The sequence below is a fragment of the Mycobacterium kyogaense genome (genome assembly GCF_036946525.1).
Lineage (GTDB): Bacteria > Actinomycetota > Actinomycetes > Mycobacteriales > Mycobacteriaceae > Mycobacterium > Mycobacterium kyogaense_A.
Window position 1 is genome coordinate 191,438 of the sequence record NZ_JAQIIY010000011.1, and the last position, 25,505, is coordinate 216,942.

27 protein-coding genes are annotated in these 25,505 nt (G+C 66.3%); 17 read left to right on the forward strand and 10 right to left on the reverse strand.

The features are described 5' to 3' along the window. From dmpG to PGN37_RS10335, 4 genes are all read right to left on the reverse strand, one after another. Positions 1 to 1,047 carry a 4-hydroxy-2-oxovalerate aldolase gene (gene dmpG / locus PGN37_RS10320; RefSeq protein WP_335330933.1) on the reverse strand — a complete coding sequence of 349 codons (1,047 nt, stop codon included), beginning with the start codon at positions 1,045 to 1,047 and terminating at the stop codon, positions 1 to 3. Beyond that, positions 1,044 to 1,994, reverse strand: coding sequence for an acetaldehyde dehydrogenase (acetylating) (locus PGN37_RS10325; protein ID WP_335330934.1), 951 nt, complete (start codon positions 1,992 to 1,994; stop codon positions 1,044 to 1,046). Before PGN37_RS10325 ends, dmpG begins: the two co-directional genes overlap by 4 nt. A gap of 33 nt (positions 1,995 to 2,027) precedes the next feature. Beyond that, positions 2,028 to 2,822 carry a 2-keto-4-pentenoate hydratase gene (locus tag PGN37_RS10330; protein ID WP_335330935.1) on the reverse strand — a complete coding sequence of 265 codons (795 nt, stop codon included), beginning with the start codon at positions 2,820 to 2,822 and terminating at the stop codon, positions 2,028 to 2,030. A gap of 82 nt (positions 2,823 to 2,904) precedes the next feature. Then, the gene (locus tag PGN37_RS10335) at positions 2,905 to 3,786 is read right to left on the reverse strand and encodes an alpha/beta fold hydrolase (RefSeq protein ID WP_335330936.1); all 882 of its coding nucleotides are present in this window, start codon (positions 3,784 to 3,786) and stop codon (positions 2,905 to 2,907) included. A 201-nt stretch (positions 3,787 to 3,987) separates the two neighbouring features. Between PGN37_RS10335 and PGN37_RS10340 the strand changes: the two genes are divergently transcribed. From PGN37_RS10340 to PGN37_RS10375, 8 genes are read left to right on the forward strand one after another with little or no spacing between them, the layout of a single operon-like run. Continuing rightward, on the forward strand, positions 3,988 to 4,758 hold the full coding sequence (locus PGN37_RS10340) for an MlaE family ABC transporter permease (protein WP_335330937.1): 771 nt from the start codon (positions 3,988 to 3,990) through the stop codon (positions 4,756 to 4,758). After that, positions 4,755 to 5,618 (forward strand): MlaE family ABC transporter permease, encoded by an 864-nt coding sequence (locus PGN37_RS10345; RefSeq protein ID WP_335330938.1) that lies wholly within the window; start codon positions 4,755 to 4,757, stop codon positions 5,616 to 5,618. Before PGN37_RS10340 ends, PGN37_RS10345 begins: the two co-directional genes overlap by 4 nt. A gap of 30 nt (positions 5,619 to 5,648) precedes the next feature. Then, on the forward strand, positions 5,649 to 6,815 hold the full coding sequence (locus tag PGN37_RS10350; protein WP_335330939.1) for an MCE family protein: 1,167 nt from the start codon (positions 5,649 to 5,651) through the stop codon (positions 6,813 to 6,815). Further along, complete coding sequence (locus PGN37_RS10355) at positions 6,812 to 7,843, forward strand: MCE family protein (RefSeq protein WP_335330940.1); 1,032 nt, start codon at positions 6,812 to 6,814, stop codon at positions 7,841 to 7,843. Before PGN37_RS10350 ends, PGN37_RS10355 begins: the two co-directional genes overlap by 4 nt. Then, positions 7,843 to 8,925, forward strand: a complete 1,083-nt coding sequence (locus PGN37_RS10360; protein ID WP_335330941.1) for an MCE family protein — start codon at positions 7,843 to 7,845, stop codon at positions 8,923 to 8,925. Before PGN37_RS10355 ends, PGN37_RS10360 begins: the two co-directional genes overlap by 1 nt. Continuing rightward, complete coding sequence (locus PGN37_RS10365; RefSeq protein ID WP_335330942.1) at positions 8,922 to 10,394, forward strand: MCE family protein; 1,473 nt, start codon at positions 8,922 to 8,924, stop codon at positions 10,392 to 10,394. Before PGN37_RS10360 ends, PGN37_RS10365 begins: the two co-directional genes overlap by 4 nt. Continuing rightward, the gene (locus PGN37_RS10370) at positions 10,391 to 11,614 is read left to right on the forward strand and encodes an MCE family protein (protein WP_335330943.1); all 1,224 of its coding nucleotides are present in this window, start codon (positions 10,391 to 10,393) and stop codon (positions 11,612 to 11,614) included. Before PGN37_RS10365 ends, PGN37_RS10370 begins: the two co-directional genes overlap by 4 nt. Then, positions 11,614 to 13,158 (forward strand): MlaD family protein, encoded by a 1,545-nt coding sequence (locus PGN37_RS10375; RefSeq protein ID WP_335330944.1) that lies wholly within the window; start codon positions 11,614 to 11,616, stop codon positions 13,156 to 13,158. Before PGN37_RS10370 ends, PGN37_RS10375 begins: the two co-directional genes overlap by 1 nt. Positions 13,159 to 13,171: 13 nt before the next feature. Here the strand turns inward: PGN37_RS10375 and PGN37_RS10380 are convergent, their stop codons facing one another. Continuing rightward, positions 13,172 to 13,687, reverse strand: a complete 516-nt coding sequence (locus PGN37_RS10380) for a hypothetical protein (RefSeq protein ID WP_335330945.1) — start codon at positions 13,685 to 13,687, stop codon at positions 13,172 to 13,174. Between the two features lie 117 nt (positions 13,688 to 13,804). Here PGN37_RS10380 and PGN37_RS10385 point away from each other — a divergent pair, with 117 nt between their 5' ends. From PGN37_RS10385 to PGN37_RS10405, 5 genes are all read left to right on the forward strand, one after another. Next, on the forward strand, positions 13,805 to 14,182 hold the full coding sequence (locus PGN37_RS10385) for a hypothetical protein (RefSeq protein ID WP_442932903.1): 378 nt from the start codon (positions 13,805 to 13,807) through the stop codon (positions 14,180 to 14,182). 1 nt (position 14,183) lies between these two features. Continuing rightward, positions 14,184 to 14,615, forward strand: a complete 432-nt coding sequence (locus PGN37_RS10390) for a hypothetical protein (protein ID WP_335330947.1) — start codon at positions 14,184 to 14,186, stop codon at positions 14,613 to 14,615. A gap of 102 nt (positions 14,616 to 14,717) precedes the next feature. After that, a complete protein-coding gene (locus PGN37_RS10395; RefSeq protein WP_335330948.1) occupies positions 14,718 to 15,416 on the forward strand; it encodes a hypothetical protein in 699 nt (232 codons plus the stop codon). Then, the gene (locus tag PGN37_RS10400) at positions 15,413 to 16,000 is read left to right on the forward strand and encodes a twin-arginine translocation pathway signal (protein ID WP_335330949.1); all 588 of its coding nucleotides are present in this window, start codon (positions 15,413 to 15,415) and stop codon (positions 15,998 to 16,000) included. The genes PGN37_RS10395 and PGN37_RS10400 overlap by 4 nt, the downstream gene beginning before the upstream one ends. A gap of 111 nt (positions 16,001 to 16,111) precedes the next feature. Continuing rightward, positions 16,112 to 16,978 carry an enoyl-CoA hydratase gene (locus PGN37_RS10405; RefSeq protein WP_335330950.1) on the forward strand — a complete coding sequence of 289 codons (867 nt, stop codon included), beginning with the start codon at positions 16,112 to 16,114 and terminating at the stop codon, positions 16,976 to 16,978. A gap of 9 nt (positions 16,979 to 16,987) precedes the next feature. On the opposite strand, the gene PGN37_RS10410 is transcribed toward PGN37_RS10405, so the two are convergent. The 4 genes from PGN37_RS10410 to PGN37_RS10425 form a co-directional block, all read right to left on the reverse strand. After that, positions 16,988 to 17,419, reverse strand: coding sequence for a hypothetical protein (locus tag PGN37_RS10410; RefSeq protein ID WP_335330951.1), 432 nt, complete (start codon positions 17,417 to 17,419; stop codon positions 16,988 to 16,990). A gap of 107 nt (positions 17,420 to 17,526) precedes the next feature. Beyond that, the gene (locus PGN37_RS10415; RefSeq protein ID WP_335330952.1) at positions 17,527 to 18,285 is read right to left on the reverse strand and encodes an enoyl-CoA hydratase/isomerase family protein; all 759 of its coding nucleotides are present in this window, start codon (positions 18,283 to 18,285) and stop codon (positions 17,527 to 17,529) included. A gap of 36 nt (positions 18,286 to 18,321) precedes the next feature. Further along, entirely contained in the window at positions 18,322 to 19,488 is a 1,167-nt protein-coding gene (locus tag PGN37_RS10420; RefSeq protein WP_335330953.1) for an acyl-CoA dehydrogenase family protein, read from the reverse strand. 1 nt (position 19,489) lies between these two features. After that, a complete protein-coding gene (locus tag PGN37_RS10425; protein WP_335330954.1) occupies positions 19,490 to 21,112 on the reverse strand; it encodes a class I adenylate-forming enzyme family protein in 1,623 nt (540 codons plus the stop codon). A 107-nt stretch (positions 21,113 to 21,219) separates the two neighbouring features. Here PGN37_RS10425 and PGN37_RS10430 point away from each other — a divergent pair, with 107 nt between their 5' ends. Genes PGN37_RS10430 through PGN37_RS10440 form a run of 3 tightly spaced genes read left to right on the forward strand, consistent with a single transcriptional unit; the run spans position 21,220 to position 23,373 of the window. Next, positions 21,220 to 22,020 (forward strand): enoyl-CoA hydratase/isomerase family protein, encoded by an 801-nt coding sequence (locus PGN37_RS10430; protein ID WP_335330955.1) that lies wholly within the window; start codon positions 21,220 to 21,222, stop codon positions 22,018 to 22,020. Further along, positions 22,017 to 22,865 (forward strand): PaaI family thioesterase, encoded by an 849-nt coding sequence (locus PGN37_RS10435; protein WP_335330956.1) that lies wholly within the window; start codon positions 22,017 to 22,019, stop codon positions 22,863 to 22,865. The genes PGN37_RS10430 and PGN37_RS10435 overlap by 4 nt, the downstream gene beginning before the upstream one ends. 13 nt (positions 22,866 to 22,878) lie before the next feature. After that, positions 22,879 to 23,373 carry a nuclear transport factor 2 family protein gene (locus tag PGN37_RS10440; RefSeq protein ID WP_335330957.1) on the forward strand — a complete coding sequence of 165 codons (495 nt, stop codon included), beginning with the start codon at positions 22,879 to 22,881 and terminating at the stop codon, positions 23,371 to 23,373. On the opposite strand, the gene PGN37_RS10445 is transcribed toward PGN37_RS10440, so the two are convergent. Further along, positions 23,328 to 23,990: a TetR/AcrR family transcriptional regulator gene (locus PGN37_RS10445; protein ID WP_335330958.1), complete on the reverse strand. Its 663-nt coding sequence runs from the start codon at positions 23,988 to 23,990 to the stop codon at positions 23,328 to 23,330. The two genes, PGN37_RS10440 and PGN37_RS10445, sit on opposite strands and share 46 nt — an antisense overlap. A gap of 94 nt (positions 23,991 to 24,084) precedes the next feature. On the opposite strand from PGN37_RS10445, the gene PGN37_RS10450 reads away from it, so the two are divergent. After that, complete coding sequence (locus tag PGN37_RS10450; RefSeq protein ID WP_335330959.1) at positions 24,085 to 25,503, forward strand: DUF2252 domain-containing protein; 1,419 nt, start codon at positions 24,085 to 24,087, stop codon at positions 25,501 to 25,503. Positions 25,504 to 25,505: the final 2 nt, after the last annotated feature.

Here is a 25,505-nt window from a genome sequence, read left to right on the forward strand (position 1 = left end):
CTACTGGGACGCCGCGTCCATCTCGCGTTTGATCTCCAGCGCGATGTCGATCAGCTGGTCCTCCTGGCCGCCGATCAGCTTGCGCTGCCCGGCGCGATGCAGCAGCTTGTGCGCAGGCACGCCGTAGCGCTCGGACTGGCGGATGGCGTGTTTGAGGAAGCTCGAATAGACGCCCGAATAGCCCATGATCAACGCGTTGCGGTCCAGCAGACATTCGGCCGGCATCGCCGGCGCGACGACCTCTTCAGCCGCGTCGGCGATGTCGAAGAAATCGATGCCGGTCTTGACGCCGATCTTGTCGAACACGCCGATCAACGCCTCCACCGGCGCGTTGCCGGCCCCGGCGCCGAAGCGTCGGCACGAACCGTCGATCTGCTTGGCCCCGGCACGGACCGCCTCGATCGAATTCGCCACGCCCAGGCCGAGGTTCTCGTGTCCGTGGAAACCCACCTGCGCGTCGTCGCCGAGTTCGGCGACCAACGCCGCCACCCGCTCGGCCACGCCTTCGAGCACCAGAGCGCCGGCCGAGTCGACGACGTAGACGCACTGGCAGCCCGCATCAGCCATGATGCGGGCCTGCTTGGCCAGCTTGTCCGGGGAGATGGTGTGGCTCATCATCAGGAACCCGACCGTCTCCAGGCCGAGCTCACGCGCAAGCCCGAAATGCTGGATCGAGACATCAGCCTCGGTGCAGTGCGTGGCGATCCGGCAGATCGACCCACCGTTGTTCTGCGCCTCTTTGATGTCTTCCTTGGTGCCGACGCCGGGCAGCATCAGGAACGCGATCTTGGATTCCTTGGCCGTCTCGGCGGCCAGCTTGATCAACTCCTGCTCAGGCGTTTTCGAGAACCCGTAGTTGAAGCTCGACCCGCCCAGCCCGTCACCATGGGTGACCTCGATGACCGGCACCCCGGCCGTGTCCAGTGCCGCGACGATCGCACCCACTTCGTCTTTCGTGAACTGATGCCGCTTGTGATGCGACCCGTCCCGCAGCGACGTGTCGGTCATCCGCACGTCCCACATCGGGTCGAAGTAGATGCCGCTCATGCGTGACCTCCTGAAATCGTCTGCTCTTCGCGCGAGCGCTCATCGCGCGTGGCAGCCAGCCCGTCCTTCACGATCTCCTCGCCGACTTTCGTCGCCGCGGCGGTCATGATGTCCAGATTTCCCGCATACGGCGGGAGGTAGTCCCCCGCACCCTCGACCTCGATGAACGTGGTGACGACGTGGGTGCCGCCGTTGACCACCGACGGCTCGTCGAACTGCGGCTCGTTGAGCAGCCGGTAGCCGGGCACATAGGTCTGCACTTCGGCCACCACGTCCTTGATCGACTGCGTGATCGCGGCGTGGTCGGCGTCGTCGGGAATGGCACAAAAGATGGTGTCGCGCATGATCATCGGCGGATCGGCGGGATTGAGGATGATGATCGCCTTACCGCGCTGCGCACCGCCGATGTTCGCCACGCCGGCGCTGGTGGTCTTGGTGAACTCGTCGATGTTGGCCCGGGTGCCGGGTCCCGCCGACGCCGAGGACACCGACGCGACGATCTCCGCGTACGGAACGCCGACCACCCGGCTCACGGCGTAGACGATCGGGATGGTCGCCTGGCCGCCGCAGGTCACCATGTTCACGTTCGGAGCGTCGAGGTGCTCGCGCAGGTTCGCCGGCGGGATCACCCCCGGCCCGACCGCCGCCGGAGTCAGATCGATCGCGCGGATACCGGCTTCGGCATACCGCGGCGCCGCATCCCGGTGCACATAGGCACTGGTCGCCTCGAACACCATGTCGGGCATCTCATCTCGCGCGAGCAACCAGTCCACACCCTCGTGGGAGGTTTCCAACCCGAGCTTGCGGGCCCGCGCCAGACCCTCGCTGTCCGGGTCGATACCGATCATCCACCGCGGCTCGAGCCAATCCGACCGCAGAAGCTTGTACAGCAGGTCGGTGCTGATGTTGCCCGACCCGACGATCGCCACGGTTGCCTTGTCAGCCATGCGGCTTACTCCTGACATTGAAAGAGCACTGTTTCAAACGAATTCGACGAAGACTTCACCGATTCCGGTGAGTTCGGCTCGGAAATGGTCACCCTTGGCCACGTCGATCGCGCGGGTGCACGACCCGGACAGCACGACGTGCCCTGCTTCGAGCGTGACGTCGTATGCGGACAGGGTGCGCGCCAGCCATGCCACCGCATTGGCCGGATGTCCGAGGACCGCGCTGGTGGAGCCGCGCGTCACCAGTACGTCGCGACCGCCGAACCCCGAGTACAGCGCCGTATCGACGTCAGCCAGGTCGAGGACATCGGGTGCCACGCGGTCAGGGCCTAGGACGAACTTGCCCGATGACGCGTTGTCGGCGATCGTGTCGATGATGCCGATGCGCCAGTTCGAAATCCGGCTGTCGATGAGTTCGATTGCAGCGCTGACATACTCGGTGGCTCTCAGGACGTCGTCAGAGGTGCAGTCTGCGGGGAGCGGGGCCCCGAGAACGAATGCCACCTCCACCTCGATGCGGGGGTGGCACAGCGACGACAGATCGACGACTGCGCCGTTGTCGACGACCATGTCGGTCAGCAGATGACCGAAATCGGGCTCATCGACACCCATCATCTGCTGCATCACCGGTGACGACAGGCCGACCTTGTGCCCGCAGATCTGCGCGCCTGCGGCGAGGCGTTCGGCGATGTTGGCGCGCTGGATCGCGTAGGCGTCGGCGACGTCGAGATCGGGGTACGAGTCGATGAGCGGGTCGATCGGGCGTCGCTGCTGTTCGGCGCGGCGCAGCGTGTGCGCGGCCGCGTCACGGATTGCGTTGTCGAGCATGGTGATCCCTTCGGGCGGTGCGATCACGCTAGAGAGGTGGTCGCGCAGAACAGGCGGTCGTGTTCCGCCCAGCGGACGTGTGCTAGGCCACCCGCCGAAGAAAAGTAGTGACCACTGATTCGAACGCAGCCTTCGCTTCGATCATCGCCCAGTGCCCGCAGCGTGGGAACACATGCAGCTCGGCGTCGGGGATCGTGCGCATCGGTATCAACGCCATGTCCAGCGGGCTGACTCGATCGTCGCGCCCCCACGTCAGCAATGTCGGCGCCGCGACCTTGTGCATGCGCGCCCATGGAAGCGGTGCCTCGGACGACGCCATCGCCGCCATCATGGCCGAGAACGCGGCCTTGCCGTACATCCGGCGTGCGGCGGCCAATGTCTCGGGATCGGTGGCCAGCGCCCACCGTTCCTCGATCAGCTCCTCGGTCACCAGCGCCTGGTCGAACACCATCGAGTTCAGCCAGTCGACCAGACGCTGCCGGGTCGGGTCCTCGGTGAACTCCTGAAGCAGTCGGATGCCTTCACTGGGTCCGGGGGAGAAGACGTTGGTGCCGATCCCGCCGATGGTCACCAGGCGGTCGACTCGTTCGGGCGCGGCGATCGCGGTGTTGATGCCCACCCCACCGCCCATGGAGTTGCCGACGATGTGCGCCCGCTCGATGTCCAACGCATCCAGGAACGGGACGACGGTGCCCTGTGCGGTGACCATCGGGTGCCCACCCCAGTCATCGGTCACCCCGAACCCGGGGAACTCCAGGATCAGACACCGGAAGTGCTCGGCGAAGGTCGGCAGAATGCCGCGGAAGTTGCGCCATCCCGTCACTCCAGGCCCCGACCCGTGCAGGAACAACACCACCGGCCCAGACCCGGTGTCCCCGGTGTCGTAGTAGCGCAAAACCCCTGCATCGGTGCTTGTTTCACGCAACGTCTCGGCTGCGCTCGGGACAGCAGCAGAATGTGACACGGGTCCTCTTCTCGTTGCCGGGGATCGTCATGCCGAGCGTCACACGCATGGTGCTGCGGGCGCAACGCCGCGTTCCGGTGACCGGTGACCCGCGGCGGACGATTGCGCCTCCCGATGGGCGGGACACTCCATGGTCTGTTCACGGCGAAGCTGCGAAGGTTCCCCGGGGTCAAGACGTGTCCCCGGTCACAGGAGGAAGCGATGCCGCAGCGACAATTCGCCGTCCCGCTGCAGGGGATCGGTGGATTGTTCGCCATGTCGGTCGACGCGGCCAAGTTCGTCGTGCGCGGACCGTTCCAATGGCGCGAATTCCTCGACCAGTCGTGGTTCGTGGCGAGGGTGTCCATGGCGCCCACCCTGTTGGTGGCGATTCCGTTTACCGTGCTGGTGTCGTTCACGCTCAACATCCTGCTGCGCGAGCTGGGGGCGGCGGACCTGTCCGGAGCCGGTGCGGCGTTCGGCGCGGTCACTCAGGTCGGCCCGATGGTGACGGTGCTCATTGTCGCCGGCGCGGGCGCGACGGCGATGTGTGCAGATCTCGGATCTCGCACGATCCGCGAAGAGATCGATGCGATGGAAGTACTCGGCATCAACCCCATACAGCGACTGGTCACGCCCCGGATGCTCGCCTCGGGACTGGTCGCGATGCTGCTCAACAGCCTGGTGGTGATCATCGGCATTCTCGGCGGCTACCTGTTCTCCGTTTTCGTGCAGGACGTCAACCCGGGTGCGTTCGCCGCGGGCATCACGCTGTTGACCGGCATTCCGGAAGTCGTCATCTCTTGTGTCAAAGCCGCGCTGTTCGGTCTCATCGCCGGGATGGTGGCCTGCTATCGCGGGTTGACCATCAGCGGCGGCGGCGCCAAAGCCGTCGGCAACGCCGTTAACGAGACCGTGGTCTACGCGTTCATGGCGCTGTTCGTCGTCAACGTCGTGGTCACCGCCATCGGCATCCAGATGACCAGCAAGTGACGGGCGGCACTACGGTGGCTCTTCAATCGACCTATCCCCGGCTGGCGCGGGTGACGCGACAGCCGGCCGTCATCATCGGCGGCATCGGCGATCACGTCCTGTTCTACGGGAGAGCGCTACGGGCGATGCCGTACGCGGCCGCTCACTACCGCAGCGAAGTCATCCGTCTCATCGCCGAGATCAGCATGGGCGCAGGGACGTTGGCGATGATCGGCGGAACGGTGGTCATTGTCGGCTTCTTGACACTGGCCACCGGTGGGGTACTGGCGATCCAGGGGTACAGCTCACTCGGCAACATCGGCATCGAGGCGCTCACCGGCTTCCTGGCGGCTTTCATCAACGTACGCATCTCGGCGCCTATCGTCGCCGGCATCGGCCTGGCTGCGACCTTCGGTGCCGGTGTCACCGCGCAGTTGGGGGCGATGCGCATCAACGAGGAGATCGACGCGCTGGAATCGATGGGCATCCGGGCCGTCGAGTACCTGGTGAGCACCCGCATCGTCGCCGGCATGGTGGCGATCACGCCGCTGTATTCGATCGCGGTGATCCTGTCGTTTCTGGCCAGCCAGTTCACCACCGTGGTGCTGCTGGGGCAGTCCGGCGGTCTGTACACCCACTACTTCACCACGTTCCTGAACCCGATCGACCTGCTGTGGTCCTTCCTCCAGGCGATTCTCATGGCGCTCGCGATCCTGTTGGTGCACACCTACTTCGGGTACTTCGCGTCGGGCGGCCCCGCGGGAGTCGGGGTCGCCGTCGGCAACGCGGTACGCACGTCGTTGATCGTGGTGGTCTCGATCACCTTGCTCACCTCGTTGGCGGTCTACGGCTCCAACGGCAACTTCAATCTCTCCGGTTAGCAGAATCCCTTGTCGAACAACGCTGTACGCATGTGGACGGGTACCGTCGCACTGGCTGTGATCGCCGCCGTCATCGCCAGTGCCGTGGCGCTGTTCCGTGGTGGGGTCGCCCCGACGGCGTCGGTGACGGTCCTCTCGCCGCGAGCCGGGCTGGTGATGAACCCCGAAGCCAAGGTGAAATGGCACGGGGCGCAAGTCGGCAAGGTCGTCGCCATCGACTCGCTGCCGGACGGGCAGGCCGCGATCCGGCTCGCGATGAATCCGCGGGATCTGGAGCTGATTCCGGCCAACGCCAGGGTGCAGATCGCCTCGAGCACGGTCTTCGGTGCGAAGGTCATCGACCTGATTCCCCCGACGACACCGTCGGCCGACTCGATGCGCGCCGGCCAGGTGCTCGACGCACGGCACGTCACCGTCGAGATCAACACCGTCTTCGAGCAGCTGGTCACGGTGCTCAGCGAAGTTCAACCCGAGAAGCTCAACGAAACCCTGGGCGCGCTGGCCCAGGCATTCGGCGGCCGCGGCGACAAACTCGGACAGACGATGGCAGACTTCGACGACCTGCTGGCCACACTCGAGCCCAGCCTCCCGGTGCTGCGCCACGAGCTGTCCGTCGCACCCGGTGTCCTCAACGCATACGCGGACGTCGCGCCCGACCTCACGACGACGGCAGAGAGCGCGACGCGTCTGAGCGACACCCTCGTCGATCGCCAGCAGGACCTCGACACCCTGCTGATCAGCACGATAGGGCTGGCCGACATCGGCACCGACGTCGTTGCCGCCAACGGAGATTCGCTGGCCACCACCATGCGTCTACTGGTGCCGACCACCACGTTGACCAACAGGTACAACCCCGCGTTGACGTGCGCGCTCAAGGGTGTCGAACCCCTGGCCACGGGTGCGCCGCAACCGCTGCCCGGGATCATGCTCCTCGACTCCTTCCTGCTCGGCACCGAACGCTATCGATATCCCAAGAATCTGCCGAAGGTCGCGGCCACCGGCGGTCCGCAATGCATGGGCCTGCCCAATGTGGGCTTCGGGGAACGCCCCCCGTTCGTGGTGACCGACATCGACGCCAACCCGGCTCAGTACGGAAACCAGGGAATCCTGCTGAACTCCGACGCCCTCAAGCAGGCGCTGTTCGGCCCGCTGGACGGTCCGCCTCGCAACACCGCACAGATCGGCCAGCCCGGATGACCGGCCGCTACGGCACCGCGATCAAGTTCGGCGTGTTCGGCGTGATCATGGCGCTGCTGACCGCCGCCCTGTTCGCCATCATGGGACAATTCCGCACCGGGTCCACCAACGACTACTCCGCGGTGTTCACCGATGCGTCCAGCCTCAAAGCCGGCGATTCGGTGCGCGTCGCGGGACTGCGCGTCGGCACGGTCGGCGATGTTGCGCTGCAGCCGGACAACACCGTGGTCGTCCGGTTCGACGCCGACCGCGACATCGCGTTGACCACCTCCACGAAAGTCGCCGTGCGCTACCTCGATCTGGTCGGCAACCGGTACCTCGAGCTGCTGGACAGCCCCGGCTCGACCCGTCTGCAACCCCCGGGTTCGGAGATCCCGCGCGAGCGGACCGAGCCCGCACTGGATCTCGATCTGCTGTTGGGCGGACTCAAGCCCGTCATCCAGGGCCTCAACGCGCAGAACGTCAATGCGCTGACCAACTCGCTGATCCAGATCCTGCAAGGACAGGGCGGCACCGTCCAATCCCTTCTGTCGCACACGTCGTCGTTCACTCAGGCACTCGCCGACAACGGTCAGACCGTGCAACAGCTCATCGAAAACCTCAACACCGTGATGGCGACGGTGGCCCACGACGGTGACCAGTTCGCCGGCGCGGTAGAGCGATTGCAACAACTCATCACCGGGCTGTCCGAGCAACGTGACCCCATCGGGGAAGCCATCACCGCACTGGACAACGGCACCGCGTCGCTCGCCGATCTGATGACCCAGGCACGCCCGCCGCTGTCGGGCACCGTCGATCAACTCACCCGGCTGGCTCCTCTGCTCGCCGACGAGGAGAACAAGGCCAAGTTGGACCTGTCGTTGCAGAAGGCTCCGGCGAACTACCGCAAGCTGGTTCGGCTGGGCTCCTACGGCAGCTTCATCAACCAGTACCTGTGCGGGATGAACATACGAGTCACCGACCTCCAGGGCCGGACCGCCTACTTCCCCTGGATCACCCAGAACAACGGCCGCTGCGGGGAGCCCTGATGCTGAAGTACCGCGGACCCCAGCTCATCCGCAGCGGACTCATCGGCGTGATCCTGATCGCGCTCGTCATCGCCGTGGGGCTGCAGCCTCAGGCCATTTGGTCGTGGGCGACGGCGATCAAGTACCGCGCTCTGTTCGCCGAAGCCGGCGGTCTGGCCCCCGGCAATGACGTCAAGGTGTCGGGGGTGACCAAAGGGTCGGTCACCGACGTCTCGCTCAGCCATGGCAAGGCGCTGGTGACGTTCACCCTCGACAGCGCAGTGCATCTCGGCGCCGAAACCACCGCCCACATTCGCACCGGGACGGTGCTGGGCGCCCGGATGCTCACCCTCGAACCTGCAGGTGCCGGCACCTTGCGCACCGCGGACACCATCCCGCTGACCCACACGTCCTCTCCGTACTCACTGACCGACGCCGTCAGCGACTTCACCGTCAACACCGCCGCGACCGACACCGGTGCGCTGAACCAGTCCCTCGACACGCTGTCGGACACCATCGACGCGATGGCGCCGCAGCTGGGCCCGACGTTCGACGGTCTGACCGAGTTGTCTCGAACGCTCAACGACCGCAACGAATCGTTGGCGAATCTGCTACGCAACGCAGCCGACGTGACCGGGATTCTGAGTGAGCGCAGCCAACAGGTCAACACGTTGCTGCTCGACGCCAACGCCCTCACCGAGGTGCTGGACCAGCGCCGTTATCAGATCGTCACCCTGCTGGCCAACACCTCGGCTCTCGCGCAGCAGTTGTCCGGTCTGGTGCACGACAACGAAGAGGAACTAGCCCCCACCCTCGAGCAGCTCAACTCGGTGACCGAGATGCTCGAGCGCAACCGCGACAACATCGCCAGCGCCCTCTCCGGGCTGGCGAAGTATCAAGTCACACAGGGTGAGTCAGTCAACAACGGCTTCTACTACAACGCGTTCATCGGCAATCTGCTGCCGTCCCAGACGCTGCAGCCGTTCCTCGATTACGCGTTCGGATTCCGGCGCGGCACCAACGCCGGCCAACCCCCCGACAACGCCGGGCCCCGCGCAGAATTCCCCTGGCCCCGCAACGGCATTCCCGGAGGCAGCCGATGATCACCCGCCACCGTGCGTCCATCACCCGAGTGGCCCTGATCGTGCTGATCGCCCTCGGCGTGGCAGCGTCGGCGGTGCTGGTGCGGCACAGCTTCTTCGGACCGACGACCGTCACTGCCGACTTCAGCTCGGCCACCGCGATCTATCCCGGTGACGACGTGCGCGTCGCGGGGGTGAAAATCGGCCGGATTGCCAGTATCGACCCTGTCGGCGACCACGCCACACTGACGCTCGCCATCGACCACGGTGTCGCCATCCCCGCCGACGCCAAAGCGATCATCATGGCGCAGAACCTGGTCGCGGCCCGCTATGTTGCGCTCACCCCTGCCTACGAGGACCAGGGTCCGGTCATGGCGAATGGAGCCCGAATCGGTTTGGAGCGCACCGCTGTTCCGGTGGAATGGGATCAGGTCAAAGACCAGCTCATGCGTCTGGCCACCGACCTGGGACCGCTGGGTGGTGCGTCGGCCACATCACTGAGCCGATTCATCGACAGCGCGTCGGCAGCGATGGACGGCAACGGTGAAAAACTGCACCAGGCGCTCAGCCAACTCGCCGGCGTCGGCAGGGTCCTCGCTCAGGGCAGCGGCAACATCACCGACATCATCAAAAATCTGCAGGTCTTCGTCACGGCACTGCGGGACAGCAACACTCAGATCGTCGAGTTCCAGCACAGGCTGGCCAGCGTCACCAGTGTCATCGACGGCAGCCGCACCGACCTGGACGCCGCGCTGACCAACCTCGCGACCGCCGTGGGGGATGTCCAGCGCTTCATCGCCGGAAGCAGGAACCAGACAGTCGAACAGCTGCAGCGCCTTACCAACGTCACCCAGAACCTGGTCGACAACAAACTCAGACTCGAGAACCTCCTGCACGTCGCACCCAACGCCATCGCCAACGGGTACAACATCTACAACCCTGACAGCGGAACCGCCGTCGGCGCGTTCGCCATGTCGAACTTCGCCGATCCCGTGGCGGTGGTGTGTTCGGCGATCGCCGCGGTCAAGAACGCCACCGCCCCAGAGACATCCAAGCTGTGCGCCCAATACCTCGGGCCCGCACTGTCTCTGATCAACTTCAACTACCTGCCGATGCCGTTCAACGCCTACCTCCGGAAGTCGCCCAGCCCCGGAAACCTGGTCTACACCGATCCCAACATCGCCCCCGGAGGTCCCGGAGGGCGGCCCCAGCCCGTGACGGCGCCGCCGGCAGTCTCGGCCTACACCGGGGCTGGCGACGTACCGCCCCCCGCGGGGTGGGGAACGCCCCCCGGGCCGCCAGGGGCGTACGCGCCGAACCCCGCGGTGCCCGCCAACCCGTCCCCAGCACTGTTCCCCGGCGCCCCGATCCCGCCCGGCGTGCCCGCACCTGCACCCGTCAGCGCGCCCGGGCGTTCCCTGCAAGACATGCTGCTGCCCGCCGAGGCCGCGCCGTCCCCGGCACCACCAGCCTCCGGAGGCACGCCATGACCAGACGACGATCCGTCCTCCGACTCGCGGCGATCGGATGTGCCTCGGTGGTGACCTTGACGGGCTGCGCCTTCAACGGCCTCAACTCGTTGCCGCTGCCCGGCACCGTCGGCCGGGGAGCCGACGCCACCATTTATCGCCTCGAACTGACCAATGTGGGAACGTTGGAACCGAATTCACCGGTGATGGTCAGCGACGTGATCGTCGGAAGCGTGGCCCGGATGACCGTGCGGAACTGGCATGCCGATGTCGAGATCTCCGTCAAACCCGACGTCGTCATCCCCGCCAATGCCGTTGCGACCGTGGGCCAGACCAGCCTGCTGGGTTCCATGCACGTCGCCCTGGACCCGCCGCTCGGCCAGGCCGCAACCGGACGTCTGACGCCCGGAGCGACGCTCCCGCTGAACCAGACCTCCACCTATCCGTCCACCGAACAGACCCTGTCCTCGCTGTCCGTGCTCGTCAACGGCGGCGGTCTGGGCAAGATCGGGGAACTGGTCACCGAATTCAACGCCGCGCTCGACGGTCGCCAAAGCAAGATCCGCGACCTGCTCACCCGACTCGACAACCTGGTGGGGATTTTCGCCGACCAACGCGACGACATCAACGCGTCCATCGCCGCGCTCAACCGCCTCTCGGGCACGCTGGCCGGCCAACGCGACGTCATCACCCAGGCGCTGCAACGCATTCCGCCGGCGCTGGACGTGCTGGTCAGGGAACGGCCTCGCATCACCACCGCGCTGCAGAAGCTGGGGCACTTCAGCGACACCGCCACCACGGTGATCAACGCCACCCGCGACGACCTGCTGACCAACCTGCGCAACCTCGAACCCACGGTGCGCGCGCTGGCCGACGTGGGACCCAACCTGGCCGCAGATCTGGCCTTCGTGCCGACCTACCCGTATCCGCAGAACTTCATCGACCGAGCGATCCGCGGCGACTACATGAACATCTTCATCACCTTCGACTTCACGATTCCGCGGCTGAAGCGGGGCCTGTTCCTGGGCACCCGGTGGGGTCAGGAAGGTGCGCCCCTGGTGCCCGCACCCGGAGATCCCTGGTACGCCAACTACACCAAGGATCCGATCGCCATGCCGATCACTCCCGCTCCGAAGAATGTCTCCACCATGCCGCCGCTGATCGATCAGCCCGCAGAAGGTGCTGACGCGTCACCGGGGGCTGCGCCAGCGCCGGTCACCCCGACCGCAGGAGGAAGCTAGTGCTCACCCGCCTGATCCGCACACAGCTCGTCCTGTTCGCGATCGCCTCGGTCATCGGGATCACGGTGATGGCGGTGACCTACCTGCAGGCGCCCACCCTGCTGGGCATCGGCCGCATGACCGTCACGCTCCAACTGTCCGGAACCGGTGGCCTGTACCGGTTCTCGAATGTTACGTACCGCGGCGTCCAGGTCGGCAAGGTGACCGACGTACGACCCACCAGGGACGGCGCCGAGGCCACCTTGTCCTTGGACACGTCGCCGAAGATCCCGGCTGACCTGCACGCCGCGGTGCTCAGTGTCTCGGCGGTCGGCGAGCAGTACGTCGACCTGCAGCCCCGCAGCGACGCAGGTCCGTATCTGCGAGACGGATCGGTGATCTCTATCGCCGACACATCGATCCCGCAGGCGGTCGGCCCGATGCTCGACCAGGTCAGCGCGCTGATCGGCAGCGTCCCCAAAGACAAGATCAGCCCGTTGCTGGACGAGACCTTCACCGCCTTCAACGGAACCGGGCCCGACATCGGATCACTGCTGGATTCGTCGTCGCAATTGATCGGCGACGCCAACGCCCACGCCGACCAGACGAAAGCGCTCATCGACGACAGCGCACCGCTGCTCGACGGTCAGGCCGAATCGGCTGACGCCATCCGCACGTGGGCTCGTAGCCTCGCCGGCATCACCGGGCAGGTGGCCTCCAACGACCCCCAAATCCGTACTCTGCTGTCGACCGGGCCCGGTGCAGCCGACGAGGCGTCACGCTTGTTCAACGACGTGAAGCCCACGCTGCCGATACTGCTGGCGAACCTGACCACCCTCGGTCAGGTCGGCGTCACCTACCAGCCGGCCCTGGAGCAACTGCTGGTGCTTCTGCCGCCCGTGGTCGCGTCGACCCAGTCGTATGGTGCGCCGAAGAACAATCCGACGGGTATGTCGCTGGGTGACTTCACGCTGACCATCGGTGACCCTCCGGCGTGCACGGTGGGATTCCTTCCGCCCTCTGCGTGGCGATCACCGGAAGACACGAGCGACATCGACACCCCCGATGGCCTGTACTGCAAACTCCCGCAGGACTCGCCCATCGGAGTGCGCGGCGCACGCAACTATCCCTGTATGGGCAACCCGGGCAAGCGTGCGCCCACCGTCGAGATCTGCGACAGCGACAAGCCCTACGAGCCGCTGGCCATGCGTCAGCACGTGCTCGGCCCGTACCCCATCGATCCGAATCTGCTGGCCCAGGGCGTCCCGCCAGACTCCCGTGTCGACCGCGACGGGGCAATCCACGGGCCGTTGGAAGGCACCCCGCCGGCACCCGCCGCCCCACCGCAAGAGGCGCCCGCCGCGGGGGCTGGGCCAACCCCCGAGAATGCCACGGTGGCGCCAAGCGCGCACCGCCCCAACGTTTCCGGTGGCCCGTCGGTGGCCATCGCCACCTACGATCCGCGAACCGGCCAGTACGCCACCCCTTCCGGTGAGGTGTATCGGCAGGCGGATCTGGTGCCGCACAACGGTGAACGCAGCTGGAAAGACCTTTTCCCGAGCTGAGAGGTGCTGCGGCTCAGCCGGCTTTGACCAGCTTGAAGGGCATCGTCGTGAACAGCACCTTGCTGCTCCCGCACGATCCGCTGGTCCCGGTCGTCGAATCCTCACCCATCAGTGTGGTCGAGGTCGGATCGGTCTCGCTACCGTCAGCGGTGGCGGGGTAGAAGCGGAACACCTGCAGCCCGGGTGCGGCGCTGCCATCGGGGCACTGCTGCCACCCATCGACGATCTTCTTCACGTACCAGACCCCACTCTTCTGGTAGATCGGTGCATCCCAACCGAAGTCACTGTGCACGGTGCCGCTGCACTCGCCGGGATAGCTGCACGACGTGCTGATCGACCACATACTGCGGGTGCTGGCCGCGTCCTTGAACACGTCGTAGGTTTTCGCCCACTCGCCGTCGGACGTGGCGACGTAGGTGCCGTTGAGGCCCCACTGCGGGGATGCCCCGGCGACCGGGCCCGACTGACCGGCCACTGCCGCCGCGGCGGTCAGGACTCCCCATGCAACCGACGCCTTCGACAACCGCATTGGCTCACTCCTCACGTCGCCGCACACTTTCCCCGGTCTGGTGCGTTGTGGCCGTAAACCTCCCACCCAGTGGGCAATACAACGACGCTTCGCGCCTGCGGTGGCACAGTGTCGGCCGTGCAGGCACGGGTGATCGCGACAACGGCGCTCCTCATCGCGGGTCTCGGCCTTCCGGCCAGCGCCCACGCCGCACCCCTGGAGTGCAACGACCCGTCCTGCGTGCCCGGTATCACCGGCGGCGTGGTTCTCGGCGCGCCGTGCGCCGACACCGCTCATTACGTGTTCGGCACGACCTCGTGGGGGAGGTTGGTGTTCTGCGGCTCCCCGCGGCGCTATGCCCCCCGCTATTTCCGGTCACCGCCGCTGGAGGGCATCCGAGAAGAGAATTCGTCATGTGAGGGTGCGATGAACACGGTCGCCCAGGCGCCCGACGGGCTGTTCCTGTCCTGCATCGCGGTCGACGGGACCGCCCGCTGGGTTCGTGGAGACGCCTGAGATGACGAAGTCCCCGAAGACCGGCGCGGCCGGCTGCGTGCTGGTCGCCTGCGCGCTGTGCACGACCGTGACATCGACGGCGCATGCCGATGACCGCGCGCCGCGGCATCGCGTGACCTACACCGTGACCACCGACCGTCCCATCGACGTCGGCATCTACTACCGCGACGTGGATCCCCCGTCATGGGCCGATTACAGCCACGACCCCTACCGATTCAGCCCGCGCGACGACGTCGTGCTCGAGCCGGGGGCACCGTGGATCCACGAGGCCACGTTGGCCGCACCCGATCAGTGGGCCATGGTCACGGTGACCGCAGCAGGGCCGCCTTCGCCCGCTCCTGTCACCGTGCGCTGTCAGTTGGCCGTCGACGGTGTCGACGTCGATCACGGCGAGGGGCCACGCGGAGCGTTGTGCTCGATGCGGCACTGGTAGACCAGCGGTGACCGCTGGGTGGGAATGTCCGGTGTCGCCAGGTGGTCTGCCCGCTTACCGTGTGGCAGCAGTCACAGTGATGCGTGTATCGGGAGGTAGGCCATGCGGCTGATGAGCCGCGTCGACAAGACGACCGCGACCGAAGAACAGTCCCTGATCGGCCAGGCGGAAGCTGAAGCCGTCGAGGCCGAAGCCCGGGCCGCGACGGCGCGCGCCCGCGCCGACGAATTGCGCCGCAAAGCAGACCCGCAGCCCGATGATGACGCCGTCGCGCCGGAGCCCACCGATTCTGTTGTCGGCCGGGGCAGGCGGTGGCGACCGAGTGTGACAGGGCTGGTCTCCGTCATCGCACTTCTCGCGGGCGTCGCGCTCCTGACAGCAAGTGGATATCTGCTGTGGGGGCACCATCTCGAGCAGCGGGAGGTGCAACGTCGCGCCGCGTTCGCGGCCGCCGCGTCGCAGGCTGTCGTCACCTTGATGTCCATCGACAGCGCCAAGGCCGAAGACAACGTGCGTCAGATCCTCGACAACTCCGCGGGCCAGTTCCACGACGACTTCCAGGCCGAAGCGCAGGATTTCGTCAAAACGGCGCAGCAGTCCAAGTCGGTGACGAAGGCTGACGCACAGGCCGTCGCCGTCGAATCGATGACCCCCACCACCGCCACCGTGCTCGTCACCGCCGCGACGACCGTCAGCAATTCCGCCGGAGCGTACCAACAGCCGCGCAACTGGCGGCTCAGCGTGGACATGGTCGATGACGGCCAGCAGATGAAACTGACGAAAGTGGAGTTCGTGCCGTGACCGCCAGCATCGATGAGGACACGTCCACCGCGGCCGAGGAGTCGGTAGAGGAGCCGCAGGCCCCGGAAGCGGCCACCGCGGCGGGAACGTGGCGCCGGGTGCTGGCGGCGCGCTGGCGGTTGATCGCCACCGTCTGCTTCCTGGTGATGTCGATCGCGATCGCCGCGGTGGTCTTCTTCGGGCCCCACCGTGAGGATCGCGAAACCGCAGCTGCCTCGGCGCAGGCGCTCGCCGCCGCAAAGGAGGGCGCTGTGGCGTTGTTGTCCTACGCGCCTGCCAGTCTCGACCAGGACCTCGCGGCTGCGCGTTCTCACCTCACCGGCGATTTCCTCACCTACTACAGCCAGTTCGCCGAGCAGATCCTGGTACCGGCAGCCAAGCAGAAAGACGTTCATGCCAGCGCCACAGTGGTGCGCTCCGCTGTGATGGATGCCCGCCCCAACAGCGCGCATGTGCTGCTGTTCATCAACCAGTCGACGACCAGTCGCGACAATCCGACCTCGGCCCAGGCGGCGAGCAGCGTGAAAGTGGGGCTCACGAAGGTCGACGGCGCCTGGCGAATCTCCTCGTTCGATCCGGCCTGAGGCCCCTGGTATGTGATCCGCGCGACTCCCGATGAGTGGAACCCGTTCTGCCGCAATGCCTTCGTGCCACGCACCCTTGGCTCGACGACAACGAGCAGAAAGGTGGTCACGGTGGCGACACCTGAAAGCGACTCATCCGACGATGTGGTGACGTACGAGGCCATCGGTCGAGTTGCGGTGGTGACGATGAACCGGCCCCGGTACCGCAACGCGCAGAACTCGGTCATGACCTACGCGTTGGACGCGGCGTTTCGACGCGCGGTCGACGACGACGACATCGGCGTGATCGTTCTCGCCGGCAACGGTGACCACTTCAGTGCCGGCCATGACATCGGAACCCCGGGCCGCGACCACCACGTGTCCTATGACAATCAGGCCGTGATGTGGTGGGACCACGTCGGAAGAGACGGCGGTGATCAGCGCTATGCCCGCGAGATGGAGGTCTATCTCGGGATGTGCCGGCGCTGGCGCGACATCCCGAAGCCGATGATCGCGATGGTGCACGGCGCATGCATCGCCGGCGGCCTCATGTTGGCGTGGGTCTGCGACGTCATCGTCGCCGCGGACGATGCATTCTTCGCTGATCCTGTTGTGCGAATGGGGATTCCGGGCGTCGAGTACTTCGCCCATCCCTGGGTTCTCGGCCCGCGGTTCGCCAAGGAGATCCTCTTCACCGCCGAACGATTCACCGCTCAGCGGGCCCACGAGGTGGGGATGGTGAACCGCGTGGTGCGGCGGGATGCACTCGAGCCGGCGACCCTCGATCTCGCCGAGCGCATCGCGCAGATGCCGGCGTTCGGACTGGCGCTGGCCAAACGGGCCGTCAACCAGTGCGAAGACCAGATGGGACTGCGCAATGGCATGGAATCGGTGTTCGGGCTGCACCACTTCGCCCACGCGCACAATGCCGAGACAGGCGCGGGATCTCTCGGCGGAATGGACGCCAAGACCATGGCCGCACGTCCGGTCGACAGGTGAAGGTCGGCGCTACATCAGCGACAGGGAGAACGGATACGTCAGCGTGCCAGGTTTGCCGTCGCACCCGGCATCGAACGACGAGGTGAGCGTACCCACGCGGGTGACAGCGTCCCAGGTGTAGACGTCGTGAGTGGGGATCGTCGTCCCGTAATACACATTGCCGCAGCGCAATCCGTCCGGGACATCCACAGCAAGGGTGTAGCGGCCGTCATCGAGCCACGCATCGCCGGCGTAGGGGAATGCCCTCGCGACCGGTTGGGGAATTGCCTGGACGAAAACACAGTCGCCGTCGCAGCTCGCCAGCGCCCAGATCCACGTGTGGAAGTCGTATCTACCCTCGAGGCGGAGCTCGAAATTGCCGTGCGGAGTCTCTGCCACCGCGGGAGGAGGGCCGAGCGCCGAAGCGCAGATCGCGAGCAGGATCAACAAGACGGTTTTCATGTCGCCCTTCTCCCTGACGTCTCTCCGGAGACCACACGGTTGCAGACGCTGATGGCGATGAACAACCGGCCGCCCGGTGAGCGGGAGACTCTGACGGCGTCAGCTGATCACTTGCGCAGGTTGCGGAACGCCTGGCCGATACGGTCGGTGACCTCGGGGTGCCAGATGACTTCGCGGTAGGCGAGTGTCTCGTAAGTGAGGGCGGCGATGGGGTCCATCGCGGGCGCCCGCAGGGCCATCTCCTTGTTGTTCATCGCCGACGCTGTGGTGGTGCCGGCGATCGATCGCGCCAATTCCGTTGCGGCGCCGACTACTTGGCCGGCCGGAACGAGGCGGTCGAGCAGGCCGATGCGGAAGGCTTCGGCGGCGTCGATACGGTCGCCGGAGAAGGTGAGCAATTTCGCCTGGCTGAGCCCGACGATCTTCCACAGCGGGGAGAAGTACGGGGTGAGGCCCATCTTGATCTGGGGGTAGCCCATGACCACGTCCTCGGAGCCGACGCGGATGTCGGCGAACACCGCGATGTCACATCCGCCGCCGAGCGCGGGACCGGCGACGGCGGCGATGGTGGGCTTGGCGTAGTCGAGCAGCGTGCCGTAGGCACGCATGCAGGCATTGGAGTACTCGACGCGGGTCTCTCCGGTGAAGACGGACTGCAGTTTCAGGTCGAGGCCGGCGCAGAATACGTTGTCGCCACCGGTGATCACGACGCACGCGACGTCGTCGTCGGTGCGCCACTGGTCCAGGCAGTCGCTGAGGTCGGCCATGAGTTCCAGGCTCAACGCGTTGCGGCGGTCGGGCCTATTGAAGGTGATCGTTCCGACGCCGTCGGTGACATCGGTGAGGATTTCGGTGAACGTCGACATGACTGGTGTCCCTTTCGAAGTGGTGGTCGAGCGTGGCTACAGGCCGAGGTCTTTGCCGATGATTTCCTTCATGATCTCGGTGGTCCCGCCGTAGATCGTCTGGATTCGGGCGTCGGCGAACGCGCGGCTGATCGAGTACTCGCGCATGTATCCGTAACCGCCATGCAGTTGCAGGCACCGATCGGCGACGCGGACCTGGAGTTCGGTGGTCCACCACTTGGCTTTCGCCGCGCGGGCCGCAGTCAGTTCCTTGCGGCTGTGCACACTGACGCAGTGATCGACGAAGACGCGGGCGATGTCCACCTCGGTGGCCAGTTCAGCGAGCAGGAAGCGGTTGTGCTGGAACGTGCCGATGGGGCGGCCGAACGCTGTCCGCTCGGTGACGTAGTCAAGAGTGCGGGCGAGCACTCCTTCGGCGGCCGAGACCGCGGTGATGGCCAGTGACAGCCGCTCCTGAGGGAGGTTGCGCATCAACTGGTAGAAGCCCTCACCCTCCTGCCCGAGGAGGTTGTCGGCGGGCACGCGTACGTCGGTGAAGCCGAGTTCGCTGGTGTCCTGGCCGTGTAGACCGAGCTTGTCGAGGTTGCGTCCCTTCTCGAATCCCGCTGTACCATCTTCGATCACGAACAGGGACAAACCCTTGTGCTTGTCGTCGCTGGTGCGGGCGGCGACGACGACGAGGTCGCAGTTCTGCCCGTTGGAGATGAAGGTCTTCGCGCCGTTGATCACGTAAAACTCGCCGTCGCGGGCCGCGCGGGTGCGGATTCCGGACAGGTCGCTCCCGGCGCCGGGCTCGGTCATGGCGATGGCGCCGATGAGGGTGCCGTCGGTCAGGCCGGGCAGCCATCGCTGCTTCTGATCGTCGGTGGTGAGATCGGTGAAGTAGGGACCTACGACGTCGTTCTGGAGGGCCAAACCCAAACCGGCGGAGGAGTACCCGGAGCGGCCGAACTCTTCGTCGAGAACGGCGTTGAAGCGGAAGTCGTCGACTCCGGCGCCCCCGAAGCGCTCTGGCGTGTTGAACAGCAACATCCCCTGTGTGCCCGCGCTGCTGAACATCGACCGGTCGACGATGTGGGCTGCTTCCCAGCGGTCGAAATTCGGGGCGACGGTGGTCTCGATGAAACCTCTGACGGTGGCGCGGAATTGCTCGTGGTCGTCGTCGTAGACGCTGCGCGGCGCCGATACCGTCGGTGCGGTCATGTCAGGCCCTCCCCGGAATCGAGACGTCGGCACTGTCGGCCAGGTCGGTGAGTTCACGGAGACGGAACTTCTGGACTTTCCCGCTCGCGGTGGTCGGAATCGATTCCACAACATGCCATTCGACGGGGAGTTTGGCTTTGGCGAGCTGCGCGTCGTGGAGATGGCGCACGTACGTCTCGTGTCCGGTCCACGCGACACCGTCGGCCAGGACGATCCACGCGCCGACGGCCTCGCCGAATCGGGAGTCGGGCACCGCGGTCACGGCTGCCGCGCGCACGTCCGGGTGGCTGAGCAAGGCTGCCTCGATGTCCTGCGTGGAGAACTTCTCGCCGCCGCGATTGACGATGTCCTTGCTGCGGCCGGTCATCCGCACCCAGCCGTCCTCGACGATGCCGCGGTCTCCGGGGTAGAACCAGCCGTCGTCGTCGAATTGTGCTGTCGTGACGGCGGTGTCGGTGTATCCGTCGAACAGTTGAGGACCGCGGATGCGGAGTTCGCCGTCGTGCCCGGGTGCGACGGGTCTGTGGTGCTCGTCGACGGCGTCGATCTCCATGCCCGCCAGCAGGCGGCCATCCCAGCTCTCGCGCTTGTCGATCGGGTCGTCGGCGGTTGCTCCGGTGCAGATACCCGCGGTCTCGGTCATTCCGTAGTGCCGCGTGGCGAAGATCCCGACCTGTGCAGCGGCCCGGATCAGCCCGGGCGGAATGGTGGCGCCGGCACACATGTACGCGGTGAGCCGATGGTCGGTGTCGTAGGCGCGGGTGTACGCGGACACCAGGTCCTGGAGAAACACCGTCGCGCCCATCATGGTGGTGACCCTCTCCGTGGCGATGACGTCGACGGCCTCGTCGGGGCGCCAGGCGGGCAGGATGACAGCGCGTGCGCCCAGGAAGACGGGCAGTAGCAGGCCGGCCACGAGTCCACTCAGATGTGACAGCGGAGTCCCCACGGCGACCACGGTGCTGTGGTCGAGGCCGGCGATGCCGGTCATGTTGCGCAGCTGCGCCAGCAGTGAACGCGAGGACAGGACAGCACCTTTGGGGGCCGACGTGGTGCCCGAGGTGTACAAGATCACCGCCGGCTCGTGCGCGGCTGCGGGATCGGGCAGAGTGGCGTGACCGGAGATGTCGTCGGGGACCGGTGACCATCCCGGTGCCACGCCACCCACCAGGTACCGCACCGCGGGCTGGTGGCCGAGTTCTGCGAGCAGGTGGTCGATTTCGGTCGGCGGTCGGCGGTCGCCGATGGTGGCCGCGGCGGCGACCACCGATGGACGGGTGTCGGCGAGTATCTGCCGTGTCTCGTGCTGGCGGTAGATCGGTATCACGGGCACGTCCAGCGCTCCGATACGCAAGGCTGCGACCTGCACTACCAGCGCCTCGAGGCAATTGGGCAGCTGCACGACGACGCGATCGCCACGGGTGACACCGCGGCGAACCATGTCGGAGGCCACCGCGGTGACCCAGGAATCGAACTCGAGGTAGGTGACCCGGCGCCCCTGGAAGAGGAAGAGTTCGCGATCGGGATGGGTGGCTGCCTGCCGGGGGACCAGGTCGCCGACGCGGTCTTCGGTCCACGAGCCGAGTGCCTCGTACTGCTGCACCCGTTCGGGAGGCACGGTCATGGGGTTCCTCGGTGGCGGTCGACGGTCCTCACCGGACCGATTGAAAAAACCATACACGGCGTTCGACTTTTTGAGTAAAACTCGAACGCCGTGTATGTTTTTCGATCATGGCCGTTCGCAAGTACCTGATCACGAGCGCCGAAGACGGTGTGGGCATCCTGCAGCTCAACCACCCGGAGAAGCGCAACGCGCTGGGATGGGAGCTGCACGAAGAGCTGATCGCCGCGCTCGCCGAGTGGGCCTACGACGACGACGTCGCCGCGGTCCTGATCATCGGCAACGAGGAATACTTCTGCGCCGGTTGGGCTCTCGACGTCCTCCAGGGGACCAGGGGCGACGAGCGCACCCGTTTCACCGATCTCGCCCTACGGTTCATGACCGACCTGTATGACTACCGGAAGCCGACCGTGGCAGCAGTGGCCGGTGTCGCGCCCGGGTATGGCATGGACGTCGCGAACATGTGCGATATCACGATCGCCTCCGAGAACGCCGTATTCGGTTCCACTCAGGTGAAGTACGCCATGAACGGCTTCTACCATGGCATGGTCGGCAAGATGAACACACAACGCAGTCGCCGCATGTTCTTCACCGGCGACCCGATCGGCGCGCAGGAAGCGCTACGGGTCGGCCTGGCCGACGAAGTCGTCCCCGTCGGAAGGCTGCGCGAGACCGCGCTGACGTTGGCCAAGCAGATCGCTGAGTCCGGGGCCGAGCTGACGACGGTGCTCAAAGAGGTTGCGCTGCGGTCGCAGAACATGGACCACGTGAGCGCCACGGCCTACGAGCTCCGCGTGACGCAGGATCTTCTCCAGCGCGGCCTGTTCACCCGGCGCATCGACGACGGCATCAACCGACTGAAGTCCGGTCGGAGCCGGGCCACGGAGCGACTGGCGAAGCCCTCGCTGTGACGACGTCCGGGAGTGCGGCGTCCACGCTGCCTCCGCGCTGCGCCGGTACCGACCCCACGTCTGTCGAGGCGCGCTTCGGAGTGCGCAACTGCCAACCCGAACTGCCGGACAGCTTCTGCGACTACGTGGTACCGCCCTGGGCGGTCGACGACCACGGCCGCGTGCGCGCCGGTGCTCTCGCGGTCGCCGTCGACCACGTCCTGGGAGAGGTCGGATTTCTGCGTCGCCCGCCGGGGCACTGGTCGTTGACGGCTGAGCTCACCTTGGACCTCGTCGGTGCCACGGTACGTCCGGATGAGGTCCTGCGCCTCACGGGATCACCGGTGAGATTGGAGCGGCATTCCGGATTCGCCACCGGGACGATGAGCGACAGTGCGGGCAATCCCGTGGTGATGGCGACCACCCGCACGGTCAACGTCCCCGCCGAGCGCGGCCAGGCGCGCGATTCCTCGTCGCCACTGCCTGTTTCGAGCTCAGCTGCGTCGCTGGAGGACCTACTGCGGGTCACCTACCGCAGCACGGCCGACGGCATCTCCGCCCGGCTCGCCGAACCCGCGACGTGGACCAACGGATTCGGCGTCCTCCACGGGGGGGTCTGGGCCTGCCTGGCCGAGATGGTTGCCGCCGAGGCGATCAGCTCCGCGAACCGCGACCTCGCCACCGCCCACGTGCACACGAGTTACCTGCGACCCGGTGTGCCGGCCGCCGGGATCACCGTGCGGGCATCAGTCGTGCGTGTCGGTCGCCGCTTCGCACTGACACAGGTGAGCGGCTACACCGATGACGGAACCTTGTGCACCGTCTCGACCGTCACCGCACGACACATCGAGCCCCCTGTCGCTTAGAACGGAGTCGCCCATGAGCGCCACGCCCCACGATCCAGAGTTCCTGCGCGACTTCGGAACCCGTTGGAGTCACGCCTGGAACTCGCACAGCACCGAGAAGGTGTTGGCGCTCCTGCATCCCGAGATCGTCTGGGACGACACCGTGTTCTGGCCACACGTGATCACCGGCATCGACGCGATGCCGGCCTACGTCGACATGATCTGGAAAGTCATGCCCGACGTGACCTTCGAGGAAGTGCAGTTCTTCACCGCGCCCGAGGACGGACGTGGCCTGTTCCTGTTCATCCAGCGCGGAACCGGTCCGGCGCGCTACGGCACCGGGCGTTTCGAGACCTACGGGTGCGACATCTTCCTGGAGTTCCGTGACGGCCTGCTGTCCCGATATCTCGCGCAGTACGAGATCACCGAGATGATGCGTCAGTACGGGGCCTTGCCGCCACGGGGTGATCGCATCGGCGGCAGTTACCTCTTGTCGCTGCTGGTATCTGAGCCCGGATCCGGCGCGTAGAGGGCGTGCCAGACGATCGCCGCCAGTGATGCGACGTGCCGGCGCCGCCCGGCCGCACTGGCGGGGCGCACCTGTTGATAGAGGCCGCGTTCGACCATCCACACCAGCCACGCCGCCGTGCTCTCGGGATCGATCGAGGCACGCGCGCCACCGGCTTTCTGTGCCCGCCGAATGTGTTTGGCGAGTTCGACGTGGCCTGTCGTGAGCAATCGGTGCCACTCGTCGCGAACGCCCGAATCGTAAACGGAGGCTTCGGCCAACGCGGCCAGCAGCTTGGCGCGACGCCGATACGTCGCGACCAGATCGGAGAAGATGTCGACCAGTTGCGCTTCGGTGGCACCGGTGTCGAGATCCATCCACGCGCGAGCTGACGTCACCACTTCCTCCACCACGCCCTCGCTGACGGCACGCAGCAGGTGACCCATGTCGTCGAAGTAGCTGTAGAACGTCGACCGTGAAATGCCCGCTCGCGCAATCACTTGGTCGACGGAGATGTCGGAGAATCGGTCTGCCTCAGACAGCAGCTCCTGGGCTGCCGAGACGATGCGGGCGACCGAAGCGGCACGCTGCAATTGCCGTTTGGACAACGTCCCGTCGCCCGTCCGGTCAGCAGTCATGGGGTCACTGTAGTGGGGGGCGGAGCTCCGTTTCGGCAACAAAACTGCGCCGAATGCCAACGCCGGGCCGCCGACCCGCGCACCATGGAACCCGATGACCACTGCTGAGCCGACACGGCACACCGTTCTGGCGGAGACCGACAGTGCGGCATACCACTCGTTGAGGCAACAACCGGTGACGCGGGCCGAGCGGTACGCGCTCGGTAAGAGCCTGCGTCAGCGGGTGCCTCGAAAAGCGCTTGCGGACTGGACCCCTCCCGCCGGCAGGCCTGACCCGGTGGCACTCATCGAGGAGAACCACCGCGGCAGGGTGGACCGCCTCGTTCCGATCCGGGTGGGGCGCATGGTCGCCTCGCCGTACGGATTTCTTCGCGGCAGCGCCGTCGTCATGGCCGAGGACGTCGCGCATCTGCCTGCCACCGGCATCACACCGGTCGTCTGCGGCGACTCCCACCTCGGCAACTTCGGCTTCTACGCATCACCGGAGCGCGATCTGGTCATCGATCTCAACGACTTCGACGAGGCCCACCCCGGCGGGTGGGAATGGGACCTGCGCCGCCTGGTCGCCAGCATCTGGGTGGCCGGCCGCCACAACGGTTCGTCGGAGGAGGACTGCGGGTGCGCGGTCCGCTCGTGTGTCGCGGCGTATCGCAGCGAGGTGCGCCGCCTGGCCGACGAGCCGCTGTTCTCGCGGTCTTTCGCGCGCCTCGACGTGGACCGGTTGGCGGGAGAAGCGCACGGGCCGCTGGCCGACGAGGTGCGGCGCTCAGCCAAGCGTGCCCGTCACCGGACCAGCGACCGTGCCGTGCCCCGGTTCACCGAGGAGGTCGACGGCGTCCGCCAGATCGTCGAGGAACCGCCGCTGATCACGCGCCTGCCCGAGCGGGAAGCCGAGGCGCTGGCGGAGGCGCTCGACGACTACCTCCCGACGCTGTCCACGCATTGGCGCCGGGTGCTCGGGGGGTACACCCTGGTCGACGTCGCGCACAAGGTCGTCGGTGTGGGCAGCGTCGGTCTGCGCGCCTACGTGGCTCTGCTGGAGGGCTCCTCACCCGAGGACGTGGTCTTCCTGCAGCTCAAACAGGCGCGCCGCTCGGTACTGGCGCGCTACGTGCACGGCGAATCGGCGTGGCACGCACATCAGGGTCAGCGTGTGGTCGAGTACCAGAAGGCGCTGCAGACGGTCAGCGATCCGCTGTTGGGGTGGACGACGATGGACGGCCTGCAGTTCTATGTGCGGCAGTTCCGCAACATGAAGGGCACCATCCCGTTGGACGCGATGGACTCCGAGGCGCTCATCGACTACACCGCGGTGGTCGGCCAGCTGCTCGCCAAAGGGCATGCGCGCACCAGCGGGGCGTCGATGATCGCCGGATACCTCGGCCGCTCCGAGAAGGTGGACAAGGCGTTGTGCGCGTTCGCCCGCCGCTACGCCGACCAGACCGAAGCCGACCATGCCGCGCTGGTGACGGCCGTCGAGCGGGGCAGGATGCCCGTCGAGCGCGGCGTGTGAGA